This window comes from Serratia proteamaculans, assembly GCF_004684015.1.
GTDB lineage: Bacteria > Pseudomonadota > Gammaproteobacteria > Enterobacterales > Enterobacteriaceae > Serratia > Serratia proteamaculans_F.
On record NZ_SRIA01000010.1, the window covers coordinates 255,384 to 279,344 of the forward strand.

20 protein-coding genes are annotated in these 23,961 nt (G+C 54.5%); 11 read left to right on the forward strand and 9 right to left on the reverse strand.

Annotated elements, in window-relative coordinates:
• Positions 1-43 precede the first annotated feature (43 nt).
• The 7 genes from E5C26_RS07900 to mglC all read left to right on the forward strand — a co-directional run bounded on the left by E5C26_RS07900 (position 44) and on the right by mglC (position 8,550).
• Entirely contained in the window at positions 44-1,201 is a 1,158-nt protein-coding gene (locus E5C26_RS07900; RefSeq protein WP_135315797.1) for a YbfB/YjiJ family MFS transporter, read from the forward strand.
• Between the two features lie 247 nt (positions 1,202-1,448).
• Positions 1,449-2,114: a GTP cyclohydrolase I FolE gene (gene folE / locus E5C26_RS07905; protein ID WP_012005993.1), complete on the forward strand. Its 666-nt coding sequence runs from the start codon at positions 1,449-1,451 to the stop codon at positions 2,112-2,114.
• A 70-nt stretch (positions 2,115-2,184) separates the two neighbouring features.
• A complete protein-coding gene (yeiB, locus tag E5C26_RS07910; protein ID WP_135315798.1) occupies positions 2,185-3,366 on the forward strand; it encodes a DUF418 domain-containing protein YeiB in 1,182 nt (393 codons plus the stop codon).
• 129 nt (positions 3,367-3,495) lie between these two features.
• Entirely contained in the window at positions 3,496-4,533 is a 1,038-nt protein-coding gene (galS, locus tag E5C26_RS07915; RefSeq protein WP_135315799.1) for an HTH-type transcriptional regulator GalS, read from the forward strand.
• A 255-nt stretch (positions 4,534-4,788) separates the two neighbouring features.
• Positions 4,789-5,781 carry a galactose/glucose ABC transporter substrate-binding protein MglB gene (gene mglB, locus E5C26_RS07920; RefSeq protein WP_012005996.1) on the forward strand — a complete coding sequence of 331 codons (993 nt, stop codon included), beginning with the start codon at positions 4,789-4,791 and terminating at the stop codon, positions 5,779-5,781.
• 238 nt (positions 5,782-6,019) lie between these two features.
• Entirely contained in the window at positions 6,020-7,528 is a 1,509-nt protein-coding gene (gene mglA, locus E5C26_RS07925; protein ID WP_135315800.1) for a galactose/methyl galactoside ABC transporter ATP-binding protein MglA, read from the forward strand.
• Between the two features lie 11 nt (positions 7,529-7,539).
• Positions 7,540-8,550, forward strand: a complete 1,011-nt coding sequence (gene mglC, locus E5C26_RS07930; RefSeq protein ID WP_135315801.1) for a galactose/methyl galactoside ABC transporter permease MglC — start codon at positions 7,540-7,542, stop codon at positions 8,548-8,550.
• Positions 8,551-8,610: 60 nt separating this feature from the next.
• Here mglC and sanA read toward each other — a convergent pair whose 3' ends face one another.
• The 8 genes from sanA to metG all read right to left on the reverse strand — a co-directional run bounded on the left by sanA (position 8,611) and on the right by metG (position 18,339).
• Entirely contained in the window at positions 8,611-9,354 is a 744-nt protein-coding gene (sanA, locus tag E5C26_RS07935; protein ID WP_135315802.1) for an outer membrane permeability protein SanA, read from the reverse strand.
• 170 nt (positions 9,355-9,524) lie between these two features.
• The gene (locus E5C26_RS07940; protein WP_135315803.1) at positions 9,525-11,222 is read right to left on the reverse strand and encodes an NAD-dependent malic enzyme; all 1,698 of its coding nucleotides are present in this window, start codon (positions 11,220-11,222) and stop codon (positions 9,525-9,527) included.
• Between the two features lie 221 nt (positions 11,223-11,443).
• Entirely contained in the window at positions 11,444-12,328 is an 885-nt protein-coding gene (gene cdd / locus E5C26_RS07945) for a cytidine deaminase (RefSeq protein ID WP_135315804.1), read from the reverse strand.
• A gap of 137 nt (positions 12,329-12,465) precedes the next feature.
• On the reverse strand, positions 12,466-13,161 hold the full coding sequence (locus tag E5C26_RS07950) for a CidB/LrgB family autolysis modulator (protein WP_135315805.1): 696 nt from the start codon (positions 13,159-13,161) through the stop codon (positions 12,466-12,468).
• A complete protein-coding gene (locus tag E5C26_RS07955) occupies positions 13,158-13,565 on the reverse strand; it encodes a CidA/LrgA family protein (RefSeq protein ID WP_135315806.1) in 408 nt (135 codons plus the stop codon). Before E5C26_RS07955 ends, E5C26_RS07950 begins: the two co-directional genes overlap by 4 nt.
• Before the next feature lie 136 nt (positions 13,566-13,701).
• Positions 13,702-14,925, reverse strand: coding sequence for an MFS transporter (locus tag E5C26_RS07960; RefSeq protein ID WP_135315807.1), 1,224 nt, complete (start codon positions 14,923-14,925; stop codon positions 13,702-13,704).
• A gap of 120 nt (positions 14,926-15,045) precedes the next feature.
• Positions 15,046-16,116, reverse strand: coding sequence for a sugar ABC transporter substrate-binding protein (locus tag E5C26_RS07965; protein ID WP_135315808.1), 1,071 nt, complete (start codon positions 16,114-16,116; stop codon positions 15,046-15,048).
• 195 nt (positions 16,117-16,311) lie between these two features.
• Positions 16,312-18,339, reverse strand: coding sequence for a methionine--tRNA ligase (gene metG, locus E5C26_RS07970; RefSeq protein WP_135315809.1), 2,028 nt, complete (start codon positions 18,337-18,339; stop codon positions 16,312-16,314).
• Between the two features lie 159 nt (positions 18,340-18,498).
• Here metG and apbC point away from each other — a divergent pair, with 159 nt between their 5' ends.
• Positions 18,499-19,611 carry an iron-sulfur cluster carrier protein ApbC gene (gene apbC, locus E5C26_RS07975; protein ID WP_135315810.1) on the forward strand — a complete coding sequence of 371 codons (1,113 nt, stop codon included), beginning with the start codon at positions 18,499-18,501 and terminating at the stop codon, positions 19,609-19,611.
• A 58-nt stretch (positions 19,612-19,669) separates the two neighbouring features.
• Here the strand turns inward: apbC and E5C26_RS07980 are convergent, their stop codons facing one another.
• Positions 19,670-20,299, reverse strand: coding sequence for a phosphatase PAP2 family protein (locus tag E5C26_RS07980; RefSeq protein WP_135315811.1), 630 nt, complete (start codon positions 20,297-20,299; stop codon positions 19,670-19,672).
• Between the two features lie 245 nt (positions 20,300-20,544).
• On the opposite strand from E5C26_RS07980, the gene udk reads away from it, so the two are divergent.
• The 3 genes from udk (at position 20,545) to asmA (ending at position 23,774) form a co-directional block, all read left to right on the forward strand.
• Entirely contained in the window at positions 20,545-21,186 is a 642-nt protein-coding gene (gene udk, locus E5C26_RS07985) for a uridine kinase (RefSeq protein ID WP_012006009.1), read from the forward strand.
• 126 nt (positions 21,187-21,312) lie between these two features.
• On the forward strand, positions 21,313-21,894 hold the full coding sequence (dcd, locus tag E5C26_RS07990) for a dCTP deaminase (protein WP_012006010.1): 582 nt from the start codon (positions 21,313-21,315) through the stop codon (positions 21,892-21,894).
• Between the two features lie 44 nt (positions 21,895-21,938).
• Entirely contained in the window at positions 21,939-23,774 is a 1,836-nt protein-coding gene (asmA, locus tag E5C26_RS07995; protein WP_135315812.1) for an outer membrane assembly protein AsmA, read from the forward strand.
• The last annotated feature ends 187 nt before the right edge of the window (positions 23,775-23,961 follow it).

Here is a 23,961-nt window from a genome sequence, read left to right on the forward strand (position 1 = left end):
GCATGATACTGGCAACTTTCTTTTAACAGTCTGGATACTCTACATGGCCTTAAAAATAGCCCTGAGCGGCTTTATTGCATTGATCGTAGCTATGGGGATCGGCCGCTTCGCCTTTACTCCACAGGTGCCGCTGATGATTGCCGAGCACCAGTTCACGTTGACCGGGGCCGGGCTGGTGGCAGCCATCAACTATCTGGGCTATCTGTGCGGCGCTTATGACGCCATGCGTGCCAACCGCCATGTTGAACGTCGGCTGTGGCTGGGCGTGTGGGGAGCGGTAATCTTGACCTTGCTTTCTGCCTGGGTGCAGGGCGAATGGTGGCACGGTGCCGTGCGTTTCCTGATTGGTTGGGCCAGCGGCTGGGCGATGGTACTGGTGGCGGCCTGGACCAACGAACGGCTGGCACACTATGGCCGTCCGGCACTCAGCGCGGCGGTTTTCGCCGGGCCGGGGGCTGGCATTTTTATCAGCGGTATGCTGGCGGTCGGTATTCACAGCCTGGCGCTGACGGCATCTCAGGCCTGGCTGGTGTACGGCGTGTTGGCGTTGGTGTTGATTGGTGCAATCAGCATTAATCTGCCCAAAGCAGGTGAATTACATCGCCCCGATGTGCCAGCGGAACCCCTGCTGTTGACTCCGGCGCTAAAGCGGCTGGTATGGAGCTACAGCCTGGCGGGCTTTGGCTATATTCTGCCGGCCACCTTTTTGTCGCAAATGGCCGCCGCACGTTTTCCCGGCAGCGCATTCGCCCAATTTGTCTGGCCGATCTTCGGTGGGGCGGCGGTGCTGGGTATTGTTATCGGTATCCTGACCCGTCACAAGCTGACCACCCAAACGCGTCTGGCCATGACGCTGTGGGTACAGGCGCTGGGGGTCTTGAGTGCGGAAATCGTGCCGGGGGTCGCCGGACTGGCGTTGGGGGCATTGTTGACCGGCGGTGGCTTCCTCAGCGTGGTGCAGCTGTCTATTCAGCACGGCAGGGAACTGGCACCCAATCATGCGCGTTACATGGCGGGGCTGTTGACCACCGGTTATGCGATTGGTCAGTTGGTCGGCCCGACGCTGTCGGCGCTGTCCACTGCTTTGACCCATCGGCTGGAACCGGCGTTATATGTCGCCGTGGTGGCGCTGATCGTTGCCGGTCTGCTGGTGGTGAATACCCCGGCGCGCGAGCTGGCACGAAAACCGACGCCACTGTGATTAAATTCCGTACAAAAAACGTGGAATAGCCGCAGCGGGCCTGATTGTGCTAAATGCGAATATTTCACCTGCTGATGAAGCACAATCACTGGATAATCCCCTCGCTCTCATCTAGAGTGGGGACAAAATCTTGACCGGGTTCACGTTATCAATGACGGAAACCTCTGCCGTCAGGAGAGTATGCGATTCACCAGTCTGCTCGGTAAAGCAGCCGGACTGGCGAGTTCAGGTCCGTTGGAGAGATGAAATGACATCATTAAGTAAAGAAGCTGTTCTGGTTCATGCGGCGCTCGAAGAGCGTGGCCTGGAAACCCCGTTGCGTGGTGAAGTGCTGGATCGCGAGACGCGCAAGCGCCGTATTAAAGAGCACATGACGGAAATCATGCAGCTGCTTAATCTCGATCTGTCCGACGACAGCCTGGCGGAAACCCCACACCGTATCGCCAAAATGTATGTCGATGAAATTTTCTCCGGTCTGGACTACGCTAACTTCCCAAAAATTACTGTCATCGAAAACAAGATGAAGGTGGATGAAATGGTGACGGTGCGCGACATTACCTTGACCAGCACCTGTGAACACCATTTCGTGACTATCGACGGTAAAGCGACCGTGGCCTACATTCCGAAAGATGCGGTGATCGGCCTGTCGAAAATCAACCGTATCGTGCAATTCTTCTCCCAGCGCCCACAGGTGCAGGAGCGTCTGACTCAACAGATCCTGGTGGCATTGCAAACCCTGCTGGGCACCAATAACGTGGCAGTATCGATTGATGCGGTCCATTATTGTGTTAAGGCGCGCGGTATCCGCGACGCGACCAGCGCCACCACCACCACCTCGCTGGGTGGGCTGTTCAAGTCCAGCCAGAACACCCGTCAGGAATTCCTGCGTGCGGTGCGACATCACCAGGGGTGATGTGGAGTTAACGAACAAGAACAGGCGCCTGCGGGCGCCTTTTTAATGGCCGGTATACAGCGATAAAATAATGAGCAACCCTTCGACCACACCGCTGCCGCGCATCGCCACTCTGGACTGTGTGCGTGGTATCGCCATCCTTGGCATTCTGCTGCTGAATATCAGCGCCTTTGGCCTGCCGAAGGCGGCCTACCTGAATCCTGCCTATCTGGGGCTGCCGTCATCGCGTGATGCCTGGACCTGGGCGCTGCTGGATATTTTCGCTCAGGCCAAGTTTCTGGCGATGTTTGCCCTGTTGTTTGGTGCCGGCCTGCAGATGCTGCTGCGGCGCGGCAAGGGCTGGATACGTGCGCGGCTGTCGTGGCTGGTGTTGTTTGGTTTGGCGCATGCCATTTTCCTGTGGGACGGCGATATCTTGCTGGCCTACGGCCTTATCGGGCTGGTGTGCTGGCGGATGATCCGCGATGCCAAAGAAACCTATCAGCTATTTAAAACCGGCGTAGTGCTATACCTGATCGGTGTCGGAGTGCTGCTGTTGTTGGGCTTTATCTCGCACGGTGAGCCGGGCGGTTTCTGGCAGCCTGGCGTGGCGGAACTGCAGTATGAAAAATTCTGGAAGCTGCAGGGCGGCATGGAGGCCTGGCGTAGCCGTACCGATCTGCTCTCGTCCAGTCTGTTGGCGATTGGCGCGCAATACGGTTGGGAGTTGGCGGGGCTGATGCTGTTTGGTGCCGGACTGATGCGCAGCGGTTGGCTGCGTGGCACCTATTCGCCGGGTTACTATCGCCGTCAGGCCGCCTGGCTAATACCGCTTTCATTGCTGATCCAACTGCCGGCGGTGGCGTTGCAATGGCATCTTCACTGGGACTACCGCTGGAGCGGCTTTTTATTGCAGGTGCCGCGCGAACTGGGCGCTCCGCTGCAGGCCATGGGCTATCTGGCACTGTGCTACGGTTTCTGGCCAACGCTGTCGCGGCTGCGCATTGGGCATTGGTTGACCCAGGTCGGGCGTATGGCGCTCAGTAATTACCTGCTGCAAACGCTGATCTGTACCACGCTGTTCTACCGCTTTGGCCTGTATCAACAGTTTGATCGCCTGCAACTGCTGGCGTTTGTGCCGTTGGTCTGGTTGGCTAACCTGTTGTTTTCTAACCTGTGGTTGCGTTACTTCGCCCAGGGGCCGGTGGAGTGGCTATGGCGCAAATTGACCACTCTGGCTGCCGGTAAGACGGAGCCCAAGGTACTGAATTGAGATCTGGCGCAGGTAGGTTAAAAAAATGTATGTAAACGTTTTCTTTCCTGTGACGGGATTCACGCAGAGGAGGATGACAAAAGGGGTAGGATAGCGCCACTGTCAATTACCCCGACCTCAGGATTTTTCATGACCTCTGTTCACCCAACCACCATTCGCGACGTGGCGAAGCGTGCGGGCGTGTCCGTGGCGACCGTCTCCCGCGTGCTGAACCACAGCGCCCTGACCAGTAAAGAGACGCGTGAACAGGTGCTTAAGGCGGTGGCTGAACTCGGTTATCGGCCCAACGCCAATGCACAGGCGCTGGCTACCCAGAGCAGCGATACCCTCGGGGTAGTGGTGATGGACGTCTCCGATCCTTTCTTTGGTGCGCTGGTGAAAGCGGTCGACACCGTGGCGCAGCAACACCACAAATATCTGTTGATCGGCAACAGTTATCACCAGGCGGATAAAGAGCGTCACGCCATTGAAGTGCTGATTCGCCAGCGCTGTAATGCCTTGATTGTGCATGCTAAAGCGCTGTGTGATGCTGAATTGATGACTTTCCTCGACCAGGTGCCGGGCATGGTATTGATCAACCGCATCATTGCCGGCTATGAGCATCGCTGCGTCGGGTTGGACAACGTGAGCGGCGCGGAGATGGCAATGCGTTTGCTGTTGTCGCAGGGTCATCAGCGCATTGGTTATCTGGGCTCCAACCACCCGATCGAAGACGGGCCGCTGCGTCAGCAGGGCTATACGCAAGCGATGGCTGCGGCTGGCTTGGTTACGCCGGACAATTGGCGCGCCTATGGTTCGCCGGATCTGCAGGGTGGGGAAGCGGCAATGGTCGAGCTGCTTGGTCGTAACCTGCATTTGAGCGCGGTGTTTGCCTATAACGACGCCATGGCCGCCGGTGCCATGGCGGTGCTGAAAGAAAACGCTATCACAGTACCGCAAAATTTCTCGCTGGTGGGGTTCGATGATATCCCTATCGCACGCTATACCAGCCCCAAGCTCACCACGGTGCGCTATCCCATCGTCACCATGGCGACGCTGGCTACCGAGTTGGCCCTGCAGGGAGCGGCAGGCCGGCTGGAGCCACAGGACCGCCATTTGTTCATGCCTACCCTGGTACGCCGCCATTCCGTGGCTCCGTGGCAAATTGAGGCAGCGGTCACTCTCTGAACATTTAATCTTGTGTAACCGTTTTCAATCTGTGAGAAAATTCACAGTTTATTAACATCACGCCGTCTATGCTCTAGTCGTTTTCCAGCGCAAAGGCACTTGCCGCTGCTGTTTTAAACTTGCGCTGGCACCCCAATTTTCAGGAATAACATGATTCACGGATGACAGGGAGACTGCCAGGCCCGGTCGTGCACCTACCGCCGGTGACCATTGGCTTAATACCGAGCAAGACCCTACATAAACCGGAGACACACAATGAATAAGAAGGTTTTCACCCTGGCCGCGACGGCCGCAGCCATGATGTTTGGCGCCGCAGCACATGCAGATACCCGTATTGGCGTCACAATTTATAAATATGACGACAACTTTATGTCGGTGGTACGCAAGGCTATCGAGAAAGACGCCAAGGCTTCTCCGGACGTTACCCTGCTGATGAATGACTCGCAGAACGACCAATCCAAACAAAACGATCAGATTGACGTGCTGATCGCCAAGGGCGTTAAAGCACTGGCTATCAACCTGGTTGACCCGGCGGCGGCCCCGGTAGTGATTGATAAGGCGCGCGCAAACGATATTCCGATTGTGTTCTACAACAAAGAGCCTTCCCGCAAAGCACTGGACAGCTATGACAAAGCTTATTACGTGGGGACAGACTCTAAAGAGTCCGGCGTGATCCAGGGGAAACTGATCGAGAAGCACTGGAAGGCTAACCCGAACTGGGATCTGAACAAAGACGGCCAAATCCAGTATGTGTTGCTCAAAGGTGAACCGGGCCACCCGGATGCCGAAGCGCGTACCACCTACGTGACTAAAACGCTGAACGACGACGGTATCAAGACGCAGGCATTGCAGATGGATACCGCGATGTGGGACACCGCTCAGGCCAAAGACAAGATGGATGCCTGGCTGTCCGGTCCTAATGCTAACAAAATCGAAGTGGTGATTGCCAACAACGATGCGATGGCAATGGGCGCAGTAGAAGCGCTGAAAGCGCACAACAAATCCAGCATTCCGGTATTCGGGGTGGATGCGTTGCCAGAAGCGCTGGCGATGGTGAAATCTGGTGCGATGGCGGGGACAGTTCTGAACGATGCCGACAACCAGGCCAAAGCTACTTTTGAACTGGCGAAAAACCTGGCAGCGGGCAAACCGGCTGCCGATGGCACCCAATATAAGATTGAAAATAAAGTGGTGCGCATTGCTTACGTTGGCGTAGATAAAGACAACCTGTCTCAGTTTATTAAGTAAGTTTTGAGATAACACACAATGACCCCGTTTGCGGTGCGCTGAACAGCGCCAACACCAGGAAAGCCGCAGGCGGGGCATTTATATTAATATCAAGTCCATACCCTATGAATTTCAAGTTACAGTTAGGCGGCCAGCTCGCTCGGCCCAGGCGCTTACTCAGGTAAGTAACTGGGGTGAGCGAGTGCAGGTAACAACGCTGTGGCTTGAAAGGCGACGGGTATACTAGCCAGGTGTACTTATGGCCGACAGCCCACGTGAATTTTTGCTGGAAATGACTGATGTCAGCAAGTCATTTCCCGGCGTCAAGGCATTGGATAATGTGAATCTACGCGTTCGTCCGCACTCCATTCATGCATTAATGGGGGAAAACGGCGCGGGGAAATCGACATTATTAAAATGCCTGTTCGGCATTTATAAAAAAGATGCCGGCAGTATTATTTTTCAGGGCCAGGAAGTGGATTTCAAAAGCTCCAAAGAGGCGCTGGAACACGGTGTTTCAATGGTGCATCAGGAATTGAACCTGGTATTGCAGCGTACCGTGATGGACAACATGTGGCTCGGGCGTTACCCGACCAAGGGCATGTTTGTCGATCAGGACAAGATGTTGAAGGACACTCAGGCGATATTCGACGAGCTGGATATTGATATTAACCCGCGCGATAAAGTGGGCACGTTATCGGTATCGCAGATGCAGATGATCGAAATTGCCAAGGCTTTCTCCTACGACGCCAAGATTGTGATTATGGATGAGCCAACCTCATCGCTGACGGAAAAAGAGGTGAATCATCTGTTCACCATTATCCGCAAACTGAAAGAGCGCGGGTGCGGCATCGTCTATATCTCGCACAAGATGGAGGAGATCTTCCAGCTGTGCGACGAAATCACCATTTTGCGTGATGGCCAGTGGATTGCCACCCAGCCGCTGGAAGGGCTGGATATGGACAAGATCATCTCAATGATGGTGGGACGTTCACTCAGCCAGCGTTTCCCCGATCGGCAAAATACGCCGGGCGAGGTGATCCTGGAGGTGAAGGGCCTGACCTCATTACGCCAGCCTTCGATTCGCGACGTTTCTTTCGATCTGCATCAGGGCGAGATCCTCGGCATTGCCGGGCTGGTGGGCGCCAAGCGCACCGATATCGTGGAAACTCTGTTTGGGATCCGCGAAAAAGTCGCGGGCACCATCAAACTGCATGGCAAGGCCATCAATAATCACAGTGCCAATGAAGCGATTAATCACGGTTTTGCACTGGTAACCGAAGAGCGCCGTTCTACCGGGATTTACGCCTATCTGGACATTGGCTTTAACTCGCTGATCTCCAATATCCGCAATTATAAAAATAAAATCGGCCTGTTGGATAACGCCCGAATGAAGAGCGATACCCAGTGGGTGATTGACGCGATGCGGGTCAAGACGCCGGGTCATCATACCAACATCGGTTCGCTGTCTGGCGGTAACCAGCAGAAGGTGATCATCGGCCGCTGGCTGTTGACTCAACCGGAAATATTAATGCTGGATGAGCCGACGCGCGGCATTGATGTTGGCGCCAAATTCGAAATTTATCAGCTGATGACCGAACTGGCGAAGAAGGGCAAGGGGATCATTATTGTCTCGTCTGAAATGCCGGAGCTTTTGGGAATTACCGACAGAATACTGGTGATGAGTAATGGTCAGGTTGCGGGCATCGTTAACACCAAACAGACCTCGCAAAATGAAATTTTACGTCTCGCATCCCTGCACCTTTAAGGATCAGAACTATGAACGCGCTAAATAAAAAAACTTTGTTCACCTATTTCAAGGAAGGTGGCATTTACGTGGTATTGCTGGTGTTGCTGGCAATTATTATTATCCAGGATCCGACCTTTCTCAGCTTAATGAACCTGAGCAACATCCTGACTCAGTCTTCGGTGCGCATTATTATTGCACTGGGCGTAGCCGGGCTGATTGTCACCCAGGGGACCGACCTGTCTGCCGGACGCCAGGTGGGTTTGGCGGCGGTGATCGCGGCGACGTTGTTACAGTCGATGGACAACGTCAATAAGGTGTTTCCGCACATGGAAACCTGGTCTATCCCACTGGTGATCCTGCTGGTGTGTGCCGTGGGAGCGGTGATTGGCCTGGTGAATGGTTTGATCATCGCTTACCTGAACGTAACGCCGTTTATTACCACCCTGGGCACCATGATCATCGTGTACGGCATCAACTCGCTGTATTACGATTCCGTTGGCGCATCCCCTGTGGCAGGGTTTGATCCCAAGTTCTCCACTTTTGCCCAAGGGTTCCTGCGCTTTGGCGACTTTAAGCTGTCGTACATTACCTTCTACGCTGTCATTGCGATTATTTTTGTCTGGATCCTGTGGAATAAAACCCGCTTCGGCAAAAATATCTTCGCCATCGGCGGCAACCCAGAGGCAGCAAAGGTTTCCGGCGTGAATGTGCCGTTGAACCTGATCATGATTTATGCGCTGTCAGGCGTGTTCTATGCATTTGGCGGTTTGCTGGAAGCGGGGCGTATCGGCAGTGCCACCAACAACCTCGGCTTTATGTATGAACTGGATGCGATTGCCGCTTGCGTGGTGGGCGGGGTGTCCTTTGCCGGTGGGGTGGGGACAGTGCTGGGGGTGGTGACCGGGGTCATTATCTTTACCGTCATCAACTACGGCCTGACCTACATCGGTATTAACCCTTACTGGCAGTACATCATCAAGGGCGGCATTATTATCTTCGCGGTAGCGCTGGATTCACTAAAATACGCCAAGAAGAAGTAAAAGTCTCAGCGAAAAAACGGCCGGCAAATGCTGGCCGTTTTTGTTTTTATTGAGGGGAAGTTAAGGTTGTTTGGCCTTTTGTTTTTCTGCTTCGAGCTTGTGTTCCAGCTCGACCAATTGTTCCGGTGAGACCGCCGGATAACCCTGGGCGTCCTCCGGTATGGTGTGCATGGCAGAGATCGGGATCAGCGGGCCGAGGAAGCGCGGCTCACGTTTGAGGATGTACAAATCGGTCAGCGCGCCAAGGCGGGCGAAGATCTCGCGTACACGCACCGTCATCATGTCTTTTGGTGAGGGTACCGCGTAGCACTGCGCCTGGATCCCCATATGCAGCGCGATAAACAGCGCGCGTTCACAGTGGAAACGTTGGGTGATAATAATAAAGTCGTTGGTGTCGAACACCTTGCGGGTACGTACGATCGAATCCAGGGTGCGGAATCCGGCGTAATCGAGCACGATATCGCTGGGCGCCACGCCGGCGGCGATTAAATCGCGGCGCATGGTCATGGGTTCATTGTAGCTTTGCTGGGCATTGTCACCGCTCAGCAGCAGGTATTTAACTTTGCCGCTGTTGTAGGCGTTGATCGCCCCCTGAATGCGGTAGCGGTAATATTGGTTGATCACGCCGGTACGGTAATATTTGGCGGTACCCAGTACTACGCCGACCTGGCGATGGGGCAGCCCTTGCAGTTCGTCATAGACGAAAGGTGCAGTTTTCCAGCTGATCCAACGATCGAGCGCGATAGCCGAGATCATCAGCAATGCAGCGATGACAAACAAGCCGATTATCAGGCGTTTCCACATGTTATTGCCTTACGCGCACCGTGGCCAAAAAAGATGGTTCAAGGCTACTTTACCTGACTACTTGAAGCAAGCTTGTCCCCCTTCTGGCACGTATTGTGCCGCATTTTTAGGCGTTTTCGGGCACAAAAAAAAGTCCGGCGAGCCGGACTTTATCAACTTGTTTGTGCAAATCAGAACGAGGTGCGCTTGTAGCTGCGGTATTGCGGTCGCCAGAAGTTGTGTTCGATGGCTTTCGACAGTGCCTCTTCAGAAGTGACTACCGCCATTCCCTGCAGTTGAGCCGCTTTACCCACTTCCATCGCGATGCATTTTGACACGCCCTGGATATCGTCGATATCCGGTAACAGTGCCCCATGCCCGTCGGTGGCCAACGGTGAACACTCGGCCAGCGCACGGCTGGCAGCCATCAGCATCGCATCTGTTACACGGGTCGCGCCGGAGGCCAACACACCCAGACCAATCCCCGGGAAGATATAGGAGTTGTTGCACTGGGCAATCGGGATCTGCTGGTCTTTATAATGTACCGGTGCGAACGGGCTACCGGTGGCGACCAGCGCAGCACCTTCGGTCCAGTTGATGATGTCTTCCGGACGGGCTTCCACGCGTGAAGTCGGGTTGGACAGCGGCATCACGATCGGACGTGGGCAATGCTTGTGCATTTCGCGGATCAGCTCTTCGGTGAACAAGCCCGGCTGGCCGGAAACACCGATCAAAATACTTGGCTTGGCGTTACGTACCACGTCCAGCAGTGAGATAGCGTCACTTTGTGTCTGCCATGCAGCCAGGTTTTCGCTTTTTTGCACCAGCTTGCTCTGGAAATCGAGCAGGTTAGGCAGTTTGTCGGTCAGCAGACCAAAACGGTCAACCATGAACACCCGGGCGCGCGCTTCGTCTTCGCTCAGGCCTTCGGATTTCATCTGGGCGATAATTTGCTCGGCAATGCCGCAGCCGGCGGAACCGGCACCCAGGAAGGTCACTGTCTGGTCGCGTAGTTGGCTGCCCGCTGCGCGGCTGGCGGCAATCAGACTCCCCAGCGTCACCGCGGCGGTGCCCTGGATATCGTCGTTAAAGCAGCAGATTTCGTCACGATAGCGGTTCAGCAGCGGGGTCGCGTTGTTCTGAGCGAAATCCTCGAACTGCAACAGCACGTTCGGCCAGCGGCGTTTTACTGCCTGGATAAACTCTTCAACGAAAGCGTGGTATTCATCACCTGAAATACGCGGATGACGCCAGCCCATGTATAGCGGATCGTTCAGGCGCTGCGGGTTGTTGGTCCCCACGTCCAGCACGACCGGTAGGGTGTAGGCCGGGCTGATACCACCGCAGGCGGTGTACAGCGACAGCTTACCGATAGGGATGCCCATGCCGCCGATGCCCTGGTCGCCCAGACCCAGAATACGCTCGCCGTCGGTGACGACAATCACCTTAACGTTTTGTTTGGTGGCGTTTTGCAGCATGTCGTCAATGCGATCGCGGTTCGGATAGGAGATAAACAGCCCGCGTGCCCGGCGGTAAATATCGGAGAAGTGCTCGCAGGCTTCACCCACCGTTGGCGTGTAGATGATCGGCATCATCTCGCTCAGGTGCGAGTCCAGCAGGCGGTAGAACAGGGTTTCGTTGGTGTCCTGGATGTTGCGCAGGTAAATGTGCTTATCGCTGTCGTTTTTGAAATCCTGATATTGGCGATAGGCGCGCTCAGCCTGTTCTTCAATGGTTTCCACCGCGTCGGGCAGCAAGCCTTGCAGGTTGAAATGGTTGCGTTCTTCTTCGGTGAAAGCACTGCCTTTATTCAGCAGTGGGAATTCCAACAGGATCGGGCCAGCATAAGGGATGTAGAGAGGGCGTTTGCTTTCGTATTCAAGTTCCATGACTTTTGCTCTTCAACGTATCGGATAACTTTATAAGGGTGATCCTAAAAGATCGGCGAAATATGTACAGCAATTGTTATCGGATCATGAGGTAAATTGGCGTAATTATCGACGATCAAATCCTAATTTAACTAAAGAAAGTGTTTTAAGACGTGAATGCCATTGTAATCGGCTGGCGAGGCTGTTAACAGCGGTGCCGGGCGGCACCGCCAGGGTCAGGATCAGAAAGTGATACGGCTGACATTTTGGCAGCCCAGGGCAGCCAGCGTGGCGCGGGTTGCGTCCCATTGGGTGAGGATGGCACTTTCGGGTTCCGCCAGCACTGCGCGTTTCACTTTTTGACAGTCGCCGCCGGAAACATTCATCAGAATCAGCGCGGCCTGCAAGGGTGGCAGACTTGGGTTGAAGGCGGCGTTTTCTGCATAACGGCCAGTGTAGATTGTGCCGTCATCAGCCTCCAGTGCGACGCCGCTGTGGGCGTTGCTGTAGGGTGCGTGGCTCTGATTGGCGGCGGCCAGCGCTGCTTTTTCCAGTTCGTCAGTCAGCGCCAGTTGGAAACCATGGTCGACCTGGTCCATTAATAGCGTGGTGATATCCAGGTCTTTCGGGCCGAAGGCGTCCGGCAGGTAATCACCCAGCGTTGCCGGCTCGCGGCCCGGCAGACGGATTTTCAGGCCGGTGCCGCTGTTCAGCTCGTTCATAAACTGGCGGCAGTGGCCGCAAGGCGTGTAGTTAACGGTGATGGAGGCCAGAGCGGGTTCACCGCGCAGCCAGGCGTGGGTCACCGCACACTGTTCCGCATGAATGGTTTGTTGCATCGGGGCGCCGCTGAACTCCATATTGGCACCAAAATACCAATTGCCGCTCTGCCCACGGGCAATAGCCCCGACATAAAACTGTGAGATTGGCGCTAACGAGCAGGCCGCCGCCAGTGGCAGCAGAGCGAATGCCAGAGCATCATCATCCAGCCCACAGCGCTGCTTGATCGCGTCCACTTGTTCCGCTTTGAACATGGCCGGGAAATCAGGCGCATCAATATAAGGCAGCAGGGCGGATTGCAAGGTGGCGGGCAGGTCGCCAAAAGCGGTTTGAAAACGCGGGTGCATAGAAACTCTCTCTACAGGTTAACGGGATAACATTCTAGGCAGCCTTGCATGAATAAAGTGTGATGCAAATCTCTTTATTGATGAAATCAATGCAATGAAAAACATAATTGCGAGATGTCTCGCAAGTTTTAACGCCGCTAACCGAACAGGTGCAGTAACACCGGAAACAGGAAAGGGGCCAGCAGTGAGGTGATGATCCCGCAGATCACCAGCGCCAAAGAGCCGAAAGCCCCCTCTTGATAGTCCATCTCCGCGCAACGAGCCGTGCCCAGCGCATGAGATGCTGTACCCATGGCCAACCCCCTCGCCGAGCGAGTGGTGATTTTCAATAGCTTAAATAATGTATGTCCGAACACTGCGCCGAGAATACCGACGAAGATTACGCAGACGGCGCTGATGGCCGGGATGCCGCCGAGCGATTCCGCCACTGCCATGGCGATAGGGGTCGTAACCGATTTGGGCATAATGGAAGCGGCAATTTCCGGAGTCGCCCCCATCCACAAAGCGATGGATCCGCCGCTGATCATGGCCGTCATACTGCCGATAAAGCAGACGGCGATAATGGACTTCCAGCGGGCGCGGATCTGGTGCAGCTGTTCATACAGCGGGTAGGCCAGCGCGACGACGGCGGGCTGCAATAAGTCATTGAGAATTTTGCTGCCCTGAAAATAGCGTTCATAAGGGATGCCGGTCAGTAACAGCAGGGGAATGATCACCGCCATCGATACCAGCAGCGGGTTCAGCAACGGCATGTTCAACCACTGCGCCAGTTTGCGGGCGGCAAAGTAGACTGCCAGCGTCAGTGGCAATGACCACCAGATTTCATGGATCATTTTTCACCCTCCGCGGCATCCGGTTTGCCGACGATGCGACGCTCCCGGTGGAAATAATGCGAGGTATAACCCACCACCACCAGCACCATCAGGGTGCTGATAATGCAGGAAACCACCAGCGGACCGAGGTGATCGAGGATTTGATCATAGTATTTCATCACGCCAACGCCGATGGGCACAAACAACAGCACCATATAGCGGATCAGCAGATGACAGCCGGGTTTGACCCACTTGGCCGGCATAATTTGCGTGGAGAGCAGGGCGAACAGCAGCAACATGCCGATAATGCTGCCGGGAATGGCGATCGGCAGCAGCGCCGCGATGGCATTGCCGGCGAATAAGCAAAGGTAGATAAGGACGATGGCCCTCAGGTATTTCCAGCACAGAGTGAATAGCTTGGTCATAACTTAATCCCGTTTAACCGATGCATTCATCATACAATTAAACTGTGACCTTCGCCACAAATCACACCATGAATTCTCTCTATGGCTGCCATGCCTGCCAGGCAGGTTGACAGCCGTAGTTAAGTCCGGTGTGCATTTATTTTGTACTGATGATGCTGGTGCGATATTGCTGCTTTTGCGCCAGACGATGACCGAGGAAAAAGAATAGCAGGCTGAACAATGCGGCAGCAATCAACATCACAAACATCATTTGCGGCGCGGCATAGCTGAGTATAAAACCGCACAGCACCGGGTTGATGGCACCGCCCAGAGCGCTGAGGTTTTGTACACCGTAGTAACTGCCTTTCAGATGTTGTGGGGCGATAAAGTCGATAAACATATACTCCACCGGGATCACGATAATCTCCCCCAGGGTAAATATCGCCATAGCGATGGCCCACAGCCAGAGTGATTGCCCGGCCAGGCTAAAACCGATCAGCCCCAGAATGAAAAATACGGTGCCCAGCGCCAGCCAGCGCAGCATGTTTTCCTGGCGCATACCTCGGCTCAGTAAATACTGCAGGGCGATGACGATACAGGCATTGACGATCATCACTGCGCCTATGACCTGGTAGGCAAACTCGGCGTTGGAAACCAGGATCAGGTATTGCGACAAATAACCGGTGAACTGGCCGAACACCACCGCCCCGAGCGTACTGCCGAGAGTAAAGTAAATCAGCCGGTGGTCGCTTCGCAGAATGGTCAGTGTTTGGCGGAAATTGGGCGGTGCAGAGGGCACGACATCAGTCGCCGTTGGCGGTGTGGCGCGTTGCCGGTGCAGGCTAAAACTCAATGCTGTCACTGTGAATAAAGCCAACCCGCCAGAAAGGTAGAAGGGCAACAATGGGTTTAGTCCTGCCACCATGACGCCCAATGACGAACCTACCGCCCAGCCGACGTTCACCAGCGTGTAGTTAATTGAAAAGGCTTTGATGCGTTGTGCAACCGGTAGCCAGTCGGCAAAACAGGCCTTGATGGTGATGCCCAGCACCGAATAGGCGGTATGCAGAATCGCCAATACCACGATGATGCCGCCCGGACGCGGGATCCACGGAATAGCGAAAAAACTCAGGGCGAACAGCAAAATGGCCATCAGGATCAAGGTGTTTTTGTTGAACTTGTCGACCAGGTAACCGCCATACAAACTGGCGAAAATACCGATCATCAGGCTGATGCCCAAAATGATCCCGACGCTTTTTGGCTGCAGGTGGAAATGCCCGGTGAGATAGATGGTAATGAACGGCAGCGTGACGCCACGCCCAATGGTCAATACCAGCGAGCTGGCCAGCAAGGTGTTGATCAGCGGTGGGAATCCCTTCATGTCAGACCTGTTTATGCATACGGTGATTAATTTGGTGTGGCTAACCGTTGGAGGCGAATATATTCGCCCCGATTAATAGGGGCGCCGCTGGAATCTGCCTGAGTATATGCAGGATCTGAATTATTTGCCCGTTTTGGCCTGCAGCGTGGCGAACCAGGGCTGGATGAATGCATCGCTGCTGCCCCAGCCCGGGATGATTTTGGCCAGGCCGGCGACGTTGACAGGCCCGGGCTGGCTGACCAGCAGTGCCTGTGGAATTGCGGCGGCTTTAAATTCGTAGGTTGCCGGCGTCGGTTCTCCGGCAATTTTGTTTGCCACCAGACGCAGGTTAATTGCGCCGATCAGTTTGGTGTCCACCGCCACGCTGACTTTCCACGGGCTGTTGGCTTCGCGCATCAGCTGCAAATCCTGATTAGAGATGTCGATACTGTACAGTTTGATCTCGGTACGGCCATTCTCTTTCAACGCCTTGTAGGCACCCTGACTAAAGGCATCCCAGGTACCCCAAATCGCGTCGATCTTGCCTTTCGGATATTTGGCCAGCACGGCGCCAACCTTGTTGGCGGTATCACCCTGTACATCGGATGACACTGCGCCGATCGATTCCAGCTCGTGAATGCCCGGGTTCTGTTTCAGCAACTGTTGATAAGCGGCCTGGCGGCGTTCCATCGGCGGGAAACCGGCCACCCAGAGTTTGATGATATTGGCCTTGCCGTTGAAATCCTTGATCAACTGACCGAAAGACTCATTGGCCAGCGAGGCGTCATCCTGCTGTGAAACGGTGACGCCGGGGAGAGTGCCGCTGATGTCGGTATCAAAGGCGGATACGGCAATGCCCGCTGCCGTAATGCGTTTGACCAGTTCGGTGGAATAGGGCGCACGACCCTGCGAGAGAATAATGCCGTCATATTTCTGGCTGATGGCCTGATTCACGAAATCCTGAAAACGGGCGTCGTCACCGTTGCTGAGGAAGGTATCCACCTTAAAGCCCAGCTTGCGGCCTTCCTGGAGGGTACCGGCCAGAAACTGAGTGGTGTTGTCGTCGGAGCCCAGATTGCGGATCACCGCAATACGAATCGGGCCCTGATGTTGAGCGATGGCGGTGGGTACCGGCGCAGGGATTTCTGCGGCAAACAACGGCAGAGCGGTCAGTAGGCCAATGGCCAGCAGCGGGGTCTTTAGGGTTTTCATTATTATTGGCTCCGAAAGCAGATGAGAACTATCCCGGTAAGTGGCTATTTATAGCAGTCTTTCCTTCTGGACGTCTACTTTAATGTCGGAACATCGGAACCGAAATGATTCTCTTGGGAAGGGGCTGAAGGAGGTACTCAGGGGAATCAAATAAAAAGGGCCGAGCAAGCTCGACCCTGTCAGTGGACGCGGGGGTTATTTTACCTGCATTCCTGGTTGCGCGCCGCTGTCCGGGCTAAGCAGGAAGATTTCTTTTCCGCCCGGGCCGGCAGCCATTACCATGCCTTCGGAGATACCGAAGCGCATTTTGCGTGGCGCAAGGTTGGCAACCATGATGGTCAGGCGGCCTTCAAGCGCTTTCGGATCCGGGTAAGCGGAACGAATGCCGGAGAAGATCTGGCGTGTTTCTCCACCCAGGTCCAACTGCAGCTTCAGCAACTTGTCCGAGCCTTCAACAAAGTCGGCGCTGGTGATCAGTGCAATACGCATATCGACCTTGGCGAAATCGTCAAAAGTGATGGTGTCCTGAATCGGATCCTCAGCCAGCGGGCCGGTGACCACTTTAGCTGCTGCCATATCTTCTTTTGAAGCACTGACCATCTCATTCACCTTGTCCAGATCGATACGGTTGAACAGGGCTTTGAATGGATTGACCTGATGACTTAGCAACGGTTGCTGGATGCTGTCCCAGCTCAGCTCACAATTAAGGAAGGCTTCGGTGCGTTCAGTCAGTGACGGCATTACCGGTTTCAGGTAGGTCATCAGTACGCGGAACAGGTTGATGCCCATTGAACAAATGGCTTGCAAGTCAGCATCACGGCCTTCCTGTTTAGCTACTACCCACGGCGCCTGCTCATCCACATAGCGGTTTGCCAGATCGGCCAGCGCCATGATTTCGCGGATTGCGCGGCCGGACTCACGGCTGGCATAGGCTTCGGCGATGCTTTGCGCTGCGTCAACGAAGGTTTGGTACAGCGCCGGGTCGGCCAGCTTGTCGGCCAGTTGACCACCAAAACGCTTGCTGATAAAGCCGGCGTTGCGCGAAGCCAGGTTAACCACCTTGTTCACGATGTCGGCGTTCACCCGCTGCACGAAATCTTCCAGATTCAGGTCGATATCGTCAATGCGCGAAGACAGCTTGGCGGCGTAGTAGTAACGCAGGCAGTCGGCATCCAGGTGTTGCAGATAGGTACCGGCCTTGATAAAGGTGCCGCGAGACTTGGACATCTTGGCGCCGTTGACCGTCACGTAGCCGTGTACGAACAGGTTGGTCGGTTTGCGGAAATTACTGCCTTCCAGCATTGCCGGCCAGAACAGGCTGTGGAAATAAACGATGTCTTTGCCGATAAAGTGATACAGCTCGGTGGTGGAGTCTTTGCGCCAGAACTCATCAAAGTCCAGATCGCCGCGCTTGTCGCACAGGTTTTTGAATGAACCCATATAACCGATTGGCGCATCCAGCCAGACGTAGAAGTATTTGCCTGGGGCATCAGGGATTTCAAAGCCGAAATACGGCGCATCACGGGAGATATCCCACTGTTGCAGACCGGACTCAAACCACTCCTGCATCTTGTTCGCCACCTGCTCTTGCAGTGCGCCGGAGCGGGTCCAGGCCTGCAACATTTCGCTGAACGACGGCAGATCAAAGAAGAAGTGCTCGGAGTCACGCAGCACTGGCGTCGCACCGGAAACCACGGATTTTGGATCGATCAGCTCGGTCGGGCTGTAGGTCGCGCCACAGACTTCGCAGTTATCGCCGTATTGATCCGGTGATTTGCATTTCGGGCAGGTGCCTTTAACGAAGCGATCGGGCAGGAACATGCCTTTCTCTGGATCGTACAGCTGAGAAATGGTTCGATTTTTGATAAAGCCGTTTTCTTTCAGGCGACCGTAAATCAGGCTCGACAGTTCACGGTTCTCATCGCTATGGGTTGAATGATAGTTGTCATAGCTGATGCCAAAACCGGCGAAATCCTGTTGGTGCTCCTGGCTCATTTCCGCAATCATTTCTTCCGGCTTGATGCCCAACTGCTGAGCTTTCAGCATGATTGGCGTGCCGTGCGCGTCGTCCGCGCAGATGAAATGAACCTCGTTGCCGCGCATTCGTTGGTAACGAACCCAGATATCTGCCTGGATATGCTCGAGCATGTGGCCGAGATGGATGGAACCATTTGCGTACGGCAGCGCGCACGTCACCAATAATTTTTTCGCGACTTGAGGCATAGTGAGAACTTGGTTTCTGTAATGAATAAAAGGACCTTTGATGTTACCCGATCGCGTCCGCCACGGCTAGGGCGGTTTCTTTATACAGACATGCGCCGACCGGCCCGCAGTTCTGATATGCTTAGCGGGAAGCTATCCATTCAAAATCAAGGAGCCGGGATGAACGCGAAATCCCCCGAGCAGACCAACCCCGAAGTTCTGCGTGCCCTGGTGACCGGTGTACTGGCCGCCTTTGAACACCCGACGTTAAAAAACAACCTGACCGCGCTGAAGGCAATTCATCACTGCGCGCTGTTGGATCATGTGCTGCACATTGAACTGATCATGCCGTTCGCCTGGCAGAGCGGTTTTGAGGTGCTGAAAGACAGCGTCAGTGCAGAATTGCTGCGCGTGACCGGTGCTGAGGCGATCGACTGGAAACTGAAGCACGACATTACTACCCTGAAACGCGCCAATGATCAGGCCGGTATCAAGGGTGTGCGTAATATTATCGCCATCAGTTCCGGTAAGGGCGGGGTGGGCAAATCCACCACAGCGGTTAACCTGGCGTTAGCGCTGGCGGCGGAAGGGGCCAAGGTCGGTATTCTGGATGCTGACATTTATGGCCCGTCGATCCCGAATATGCTGGGCACCGAGAACGAGCGTCCAACCTCGCCGGATGGGCAACACATGGCACCGATTCTGGCGCACGGTCTGGCAACCAACTCTATTGGCTATCTGGTGACCGACGATAATGCCATGGTGTGGCGCGGCCCGATGGCCAGTAAGGCGTTAATGCAATTGTTGCAAGATACCTTGTGGCCGGATCTGGACTATCTGGTGCTGGATATGCCACCGGGTACCGGTGATATTCAGTTAACGCTGTCGCAGAACATCCCGGTTACCGGGGCGTTGGTGGTCACTACTCCGCAGGATATCGCGTTGCTCGACGCCGCCAAGGGCATCGTGATGTTCGAAAAGGTTCACGTGCCGGTTCTGGGCATCGTGGAAAACATGAGTGTGCATATTTGCAGCAACTGTGGCCATCATGAGCCGATCTTCGGTACCGGTGGGGCGGAGAAACTGGTGCAGAAATATCACAGTCGCCTGCTGGGGCAACTGCCGCTGCATATTTCACTGCGCGAGGATTTGGATCGCGGTGAACCGACGGTAATAAGCCGCCCGGACAGCGAGTTTGCCGAGCTTTACCGCCAACTGGCCGGTCGTGTTGCCGCGCAGATGTATTGGCAGGGTGAAGCGATCCCAACGGAAATCTCTTTCCGCGCATTGTAACAGCGACTGATTTAGAACAAAACCCCGGACAGGCTCCGGGGTTTTTGCTTTATGGGGGTTATGGAATTGTGACGTGTTTGTGCAGATCGGAGCGGGTATAAGGGCGTTCGATATGTGCGAGGGCGGTGGCGATATGTTCCAACAAGCCCTGCGTCGGAGCCGGTTGCCGGTTGCCCATCAGGGCGAGCGGTAAAGCCAATGCGCAGATGATCCGTAACCAGGAAAGCTGTGGGCGCGGCTTGCCATGCTGTAACCACAGGAACAGCGTGCTGGCCAGATAACCCAACACTAATCCGCTCACTACTTCCGAAGGCGAATGCACTTGAATGGCCAGCCGCGATAACCCGATGGTGAGGGGCAATACCAAACCAGCCACCAGCGCCATGCTGCGCACCGCATGTGAAAAACGTCCGGTCAGCGTCCAGAGAAACACCGGCCAGATACTGGCCGCCAGCGCAGAGTGGCCACTAAAGCCGGTAAAGTCATAGCTTTCAATGCCGATGCCCCAGCCCATAAAGGCCAGTTTGGAGGCGCATACCACGCCACCGGCACCGCCGAAGATCAGCGCCCACTGCCAACCGGCGGTTCGGGTAGCTGGCGGTAAGACCAATACGACAAAGAGAATCAATGAACACGGCAGCAGCAACATACTGTCGCCAAAAAATGTCAGAAAATACCAGTCCAGCACGTCGTTCTCCGGTGAAATAAGGCATCCCAATTGTCAGGATTATCATCAAGTCACCGAGTTTACCCCGGCATGCCCGATAGCCCTAGAAGCAATCATCTGAAAATCGTGGCAGACCAATCCGACGAAATAACCCGATATAGCGGCCTGGCGGCGACAATATAGTCTGGCGCAATGGCCGCTAACTCCCTATAATTGACGCGTTTTAGTTCCCCCCCTTCACACTACGAAATCAGGTCTTCAATTTTATGACTGACAAGCCGCATCAGTGCGTCATTATTGGTATAGCTGGCGCATCTGCCTCCGGAAAAAGCCTTATCGCCAGTACGTTGTATCGTGAACTTCGCGATCAGGTTGGCGATGAACATATCGGCGTTATTCCTGAAGACAGTTACTACAAAGACCAGACTCACTTGACCATGGAAGAAAGGGTCAAGACAAACTATGACCACCCGAGCGCCATGGACCACAACCTGCTGTTTCAGCATCTGCAAATGCTGAAATCAGGCAAGGCGATAGAGTTACCCTTGTACAGTTACACCGAGCACACGCGTAAGAAAGAGACCATTCACCTGGAACCTAAAAAGGTGATTATTCTTGAGGGGATCCTGTTGTTGACGGATATCCGTCTGCGTCAGGAAATGAACTTCTCGATCTTCGTTGATACGCCGCTGGATATTTGCCTGATGCGCCGTATGAAGCGTGATGTGAATGAACGTGGCCGTTCGATGGATTCGGTGATGGCGCAATACCAGAAAACCGTCCGTCCGATGTTCCTGCAGTTTATCGATCCTTCCAAACAATACGCCGATATTATCGTCCCACGCGGGGGTAAAAACCGCATTGCGATCGATATTCTGAAAGCCAAAATCAGCCAGTTCTTCGAATAATGCTATCCAATGGCCGGAAAACCCGTGTTTCCGGCCGACGGGCAACTATTTACGCCGCGGCGTAGACCTTTTGCCCGTTGTGTGGCAATTTTTGTTTTAGTGACACGCCTTGATGGAGATGAATAAATGAGACTGTGCGACCGTGATATAGAAGCCTGGCTGGATTGCGAAAAACTGGTGATTTCACCGCGTCCGCCGATTGAGCGTATTAACGGGGCAACAGTTGATGTCCGTTTAGGCAATCAGTTCCGCGTTTTTCGTGGCCATACTGCTGCGTTTATCGACCTTAGCGGGCCGAAAGATGAAGTCAGTGCCGCGCTGGATCGCGTGATGAGTGATGAAATCGTTCTGCCGGAAGGAGAGGCTTTCTTCCTGCATCCGGGGGAATTGGCGCTGGCGGTCACGCTGGAGTCGGTCACGCTGCCAAACGATTTGGTGGGTTGGTTGGACGGGCGTTCTTCCCTGGCGCGTCTGGGCCTGATGGTCCATGTTACTGCACACCGTATCGACCCGGGTTGGCAGGGCCGAATTGTCCTGGAGTTCTATAATTCAGGTAAGCTGCCACTGGCATTGCGTCCGGGGATGCTGATCGGCGCACTGAGCTTTGAACCGCTGTCCGGGCCTGCGGCACGTCCTTACAATAGCCGCCAGGATGCAAAATATCGCGATCAGCAGGGCGCAGTAGCCAGTCGAATCGACAAGGATTAACAGCGCTGGAAGCACGGTCGGTGTGGCGCTGACAAGAGGATGGCATGAGAAGATTACTGACGACTTTGGTGATTTTACTGGTGGTGTTGCTGGCGGGGATGTCTGCGCTGGTACTGCTGGTAAATCCAAATGATTTTCGTGCCTATATGGTCACGAAAGTCGAGAAAAAGAGTGGTTATCATCTGACGCTGGATGGTGATTTGCGCTGGCATATCTGGCCGCAGCTCAGCATTCTGGCCGGTCGTATGACGTTGACTGCGCCCGGAGCCAAAGTGCCGGTGATCAGCGCGGATAATATGCGCCTTGATGTCAAACTGCTGCCGTTATTGTCGCATCAACTGTTTGTGAAACAGGTGATGCTGAAAAACGCCGTGATCCGCCTGACCCCTGAAAGTGAAGAACAAAATCAACCGGACGCACCTATCGCTCCTGCGAGTCACTCAGAAGAGTCGGTAGATACGCCGTGGAAATTTGATATCGATAATCTGCGGGTGGTGGACAGCCTGTTGATTTGGCAACGCGCCAATAATGAACAGATCAACGTTCGCGATATTAATCTTACCCTGCAACAAAATGCCAAACGCCAGGCGCAAATGGAAATTTCCAGCCGGGTAAACCGCAATCAGCGCGATTTGACCTTTAACCTGGCGGCAGATATCGATCTGCAGCAATATCCACGGCGAATTGCAGCCAATGTCACCCAGTTCAGTTACCAACTGGAAGGTGCAGACATCCTGGCCGGCGGTATTAAAGGCGACGGCAGCACTCAAGTTGTCTATCAACAAACGCCGCAGCAAGTGACACTTAGCCAACTGAGCCTGGGTGCCAATGACAGCACCTTTAGCGGTGGCGCCAGTATCGAGTTCGGTGAGATACCGGCCTATACGCTTAATCTGACGTCTGCGGCGGTGAATTTTGACGCCTTTACCGGCTGGCAATCCAGTAGTTCGCCAGTGCAGCAAGAGCAGAACGTCACCTCTGCGCCGGTCATTGCCAGCCAAATGGACGATCCTCAGCAGAAATTAGAGGTGCTGAAAGATTTTAACGCCCAGCTTAATTTGAGCGTGGATCAACTCACCTACCGCGGTATGAATATTACCCATTTTTCGACCCAGGCGGAAAACCGACAGGGCCTGTTAACGCTGCATTCGTTCTCCGGGCAGGTGGCTGGTGGTGACTTCGCTTTACCAGGCACTCTGGATGCACGTGGCCGTAGACCGGTGATTACCGTGCAGCCGATGGTGAAGCAGGTTGAACTTGGCAGCATTCTGAAGGCGTTTGAGATGCCGCAAATCATGACCGGGAAATTCAGCATGGAAGGGGATTTAACCGGCGATCGTCTGACGTCGCAGTCGTTTGAACGGCGCTGGCAGGGCACTGCCCAACTGGCGATGCAGGACGCGCAGTTGCACGGACTGAACATTCAACAACTGATTCAGCAAGCCGTGGCGCGCAATGATAACAGCGTGAGTGGACAAAAAGATTATCAGCGTTATACCGAAGTGAAACAGTTGTCGGCTAATGCCAGTCTGGATCGCGGCACGGTAAAAATTACCGAGTTGGGTGCAGATTCTCCGTTGCTAAATCTGAGCGGCAACGGGACGGTGGACATGCCGGGTAAACAGTGTGATATGGCGCTTAACGTTCGGGTAACGGGCGGTTGGCAAGGGCGCAGCGATCTGATCGAACAGTTGCAGAAAACGCCGATCCCACTGCGGGTTTACGGCCCGTGGAACCAACTTAACTATCAATTGCAGGTCGACCAGGTCTTGCGGAAAACGCTGCAGAACCGGGCGAAGGATGCGCTGAACAAGTGGGCCGATAAAAACAAGGATTCGCGCGAAGGCCAGGATCTTAAAAAACTGCTCGATAAGCTTTAATCTCGGAGTGTGCGGGCTGGTCGTGGTCAGGCCTGCACACTTTGTTAAACCTCGCCAGAGTATTTCCCTTTTCCAATAATTTCCTCCCGTAACTTTGACGGATATCATGACGTCTGAGCCTGAGTTTGTGCAGAGTGTGGGCAGTTAAGCGATTTATACGCTTTGGCACGGTCAAAAACGAAAATGA

Bases quoted from the DNA above. Each gene is read 5' to 3' on its own strand.
- sanA (WP_135315802.1), bottom strand. From the start codon at position 9,354: ATGTGGAAACGCCTGATAATCGGCTTGTTTGTCATCGCTGCATTGCTG.
- mglB (WP_012005996.1), top strand. From the start codon at position 4,789: ATGAATAAGAAGGTTTTCACCCTGGCCGCGACGGCCGCAGCCATGATG.
- E5C26_RS07965 (WP_135315808.1), bottom strand. From the start codon at position 16,116: ATGAAAACCCTAAAGACCCCGCTGCTGGCCATTGGCCTACTGACCGCT.
- apbC (WP_135315810.1), top strand. From the start codon at position 18,499: ATGAACGCGAAATCCCCCGAGCAGACCAACCCCGAAGTTCTGCGTGCC.
- E5C26_RS07955 (WP_135315806.1), bottom strand. From the start codon at position 13,565: ATGACCAAGCTATTCACTCTGTGCTGGAAATACCTGAGGGCCATCGTC.
- asmA (WP_135315812.1), top strand. From the start codon at position 21,939: ATGAGAAGATTACTGACGACTTTGGTGATTTTACTGGTGGTGTTGCTG.
- galS (WP_135315799.1), top strand. From the start codon at position 3,496: ATGACCTCTGTTCACCCAACCACCATTCGCGACGTGGCGAAGCGTGCG.
- E5C26_RS07900 (WP_135315797.1), top strand. From the start codon at position 44: ATGGCCTTAAAAATAGCCCTGAGCGGCTTTATTGCATTGATCGTAGCT.
- E5C26_RS07940 (WP_135315803.1), bottom strand. From the start codon at position 11,222: ATGGAACTTGAATACGAAAGCAAACGCCCTCTCTACATCCCTTATGCT.
- yeiB (WP_135315798.1), top strand. From the start codon at position 2,185: ATGAGCAACCCTTCGACCACACCGCTGCCGCGCATCGCCACTCTGGAC.
- mglA (WP_135315800.1), top strand. From the start codon at position 6,020: ATGGCCGACAGCCCACGTGAATTTTTGCTGGAAATGACTGATGTCAGC.
- E5C26_RS07960 (WP_135315807.1), bottom strand. From the start codon at position 14,925: ATGAAGGGATTCCCACCGCTGATCAACACCTTGCTGGCCAGCTCGCTG.
- cdd (WP_135315804.1), bottom strand. From the start codon at position 12,328: ATGCACCCGCGTTTTCAAACCGCTTTTGGCGACCTGCCCGCCACCTTG.
- metG (WP_135315809.1), bottom strand. From the start codon at position 18,339: ATGCCTCAAGTCGCGAAAAAATTATTGGTGACGTGCGCGCTGCCGTAC.
- E5C26_RS07950 (WP_135315805.1), bottom strand. From the start codon at position 13,161: ATGATCCATGAAATCTGGTGGTCATTGCCACTGACGCTGGCAGTCTAC.
- udk (WP_012006009.1), top strand. From the start codon at position 20,545: ATGACTGACAAGCCGCATCAGTGCGTCATTATTGGTATAGCTGGCGCA.
- folE (WP_012005993.1), top strand. From the start codon at position 1,449: ATGACATCATTAAGTAAAGAAGCTGTTCTGGTTCATGCGGCGCTCGAA.
- mglC (WP_135315801.1), top strand. From the start codon at position 7,540: ATGAACGCGCTAAATAAAAAAACTTTGTTCACCTATTTCAAGGAAGGT.
- dcd (WP_012006010.1), top strand. From the start codon at position 21,313: ATGAGACTGTGCGACCGTGATATAGAAGCCTGGCTGGATTGCGAAAAA.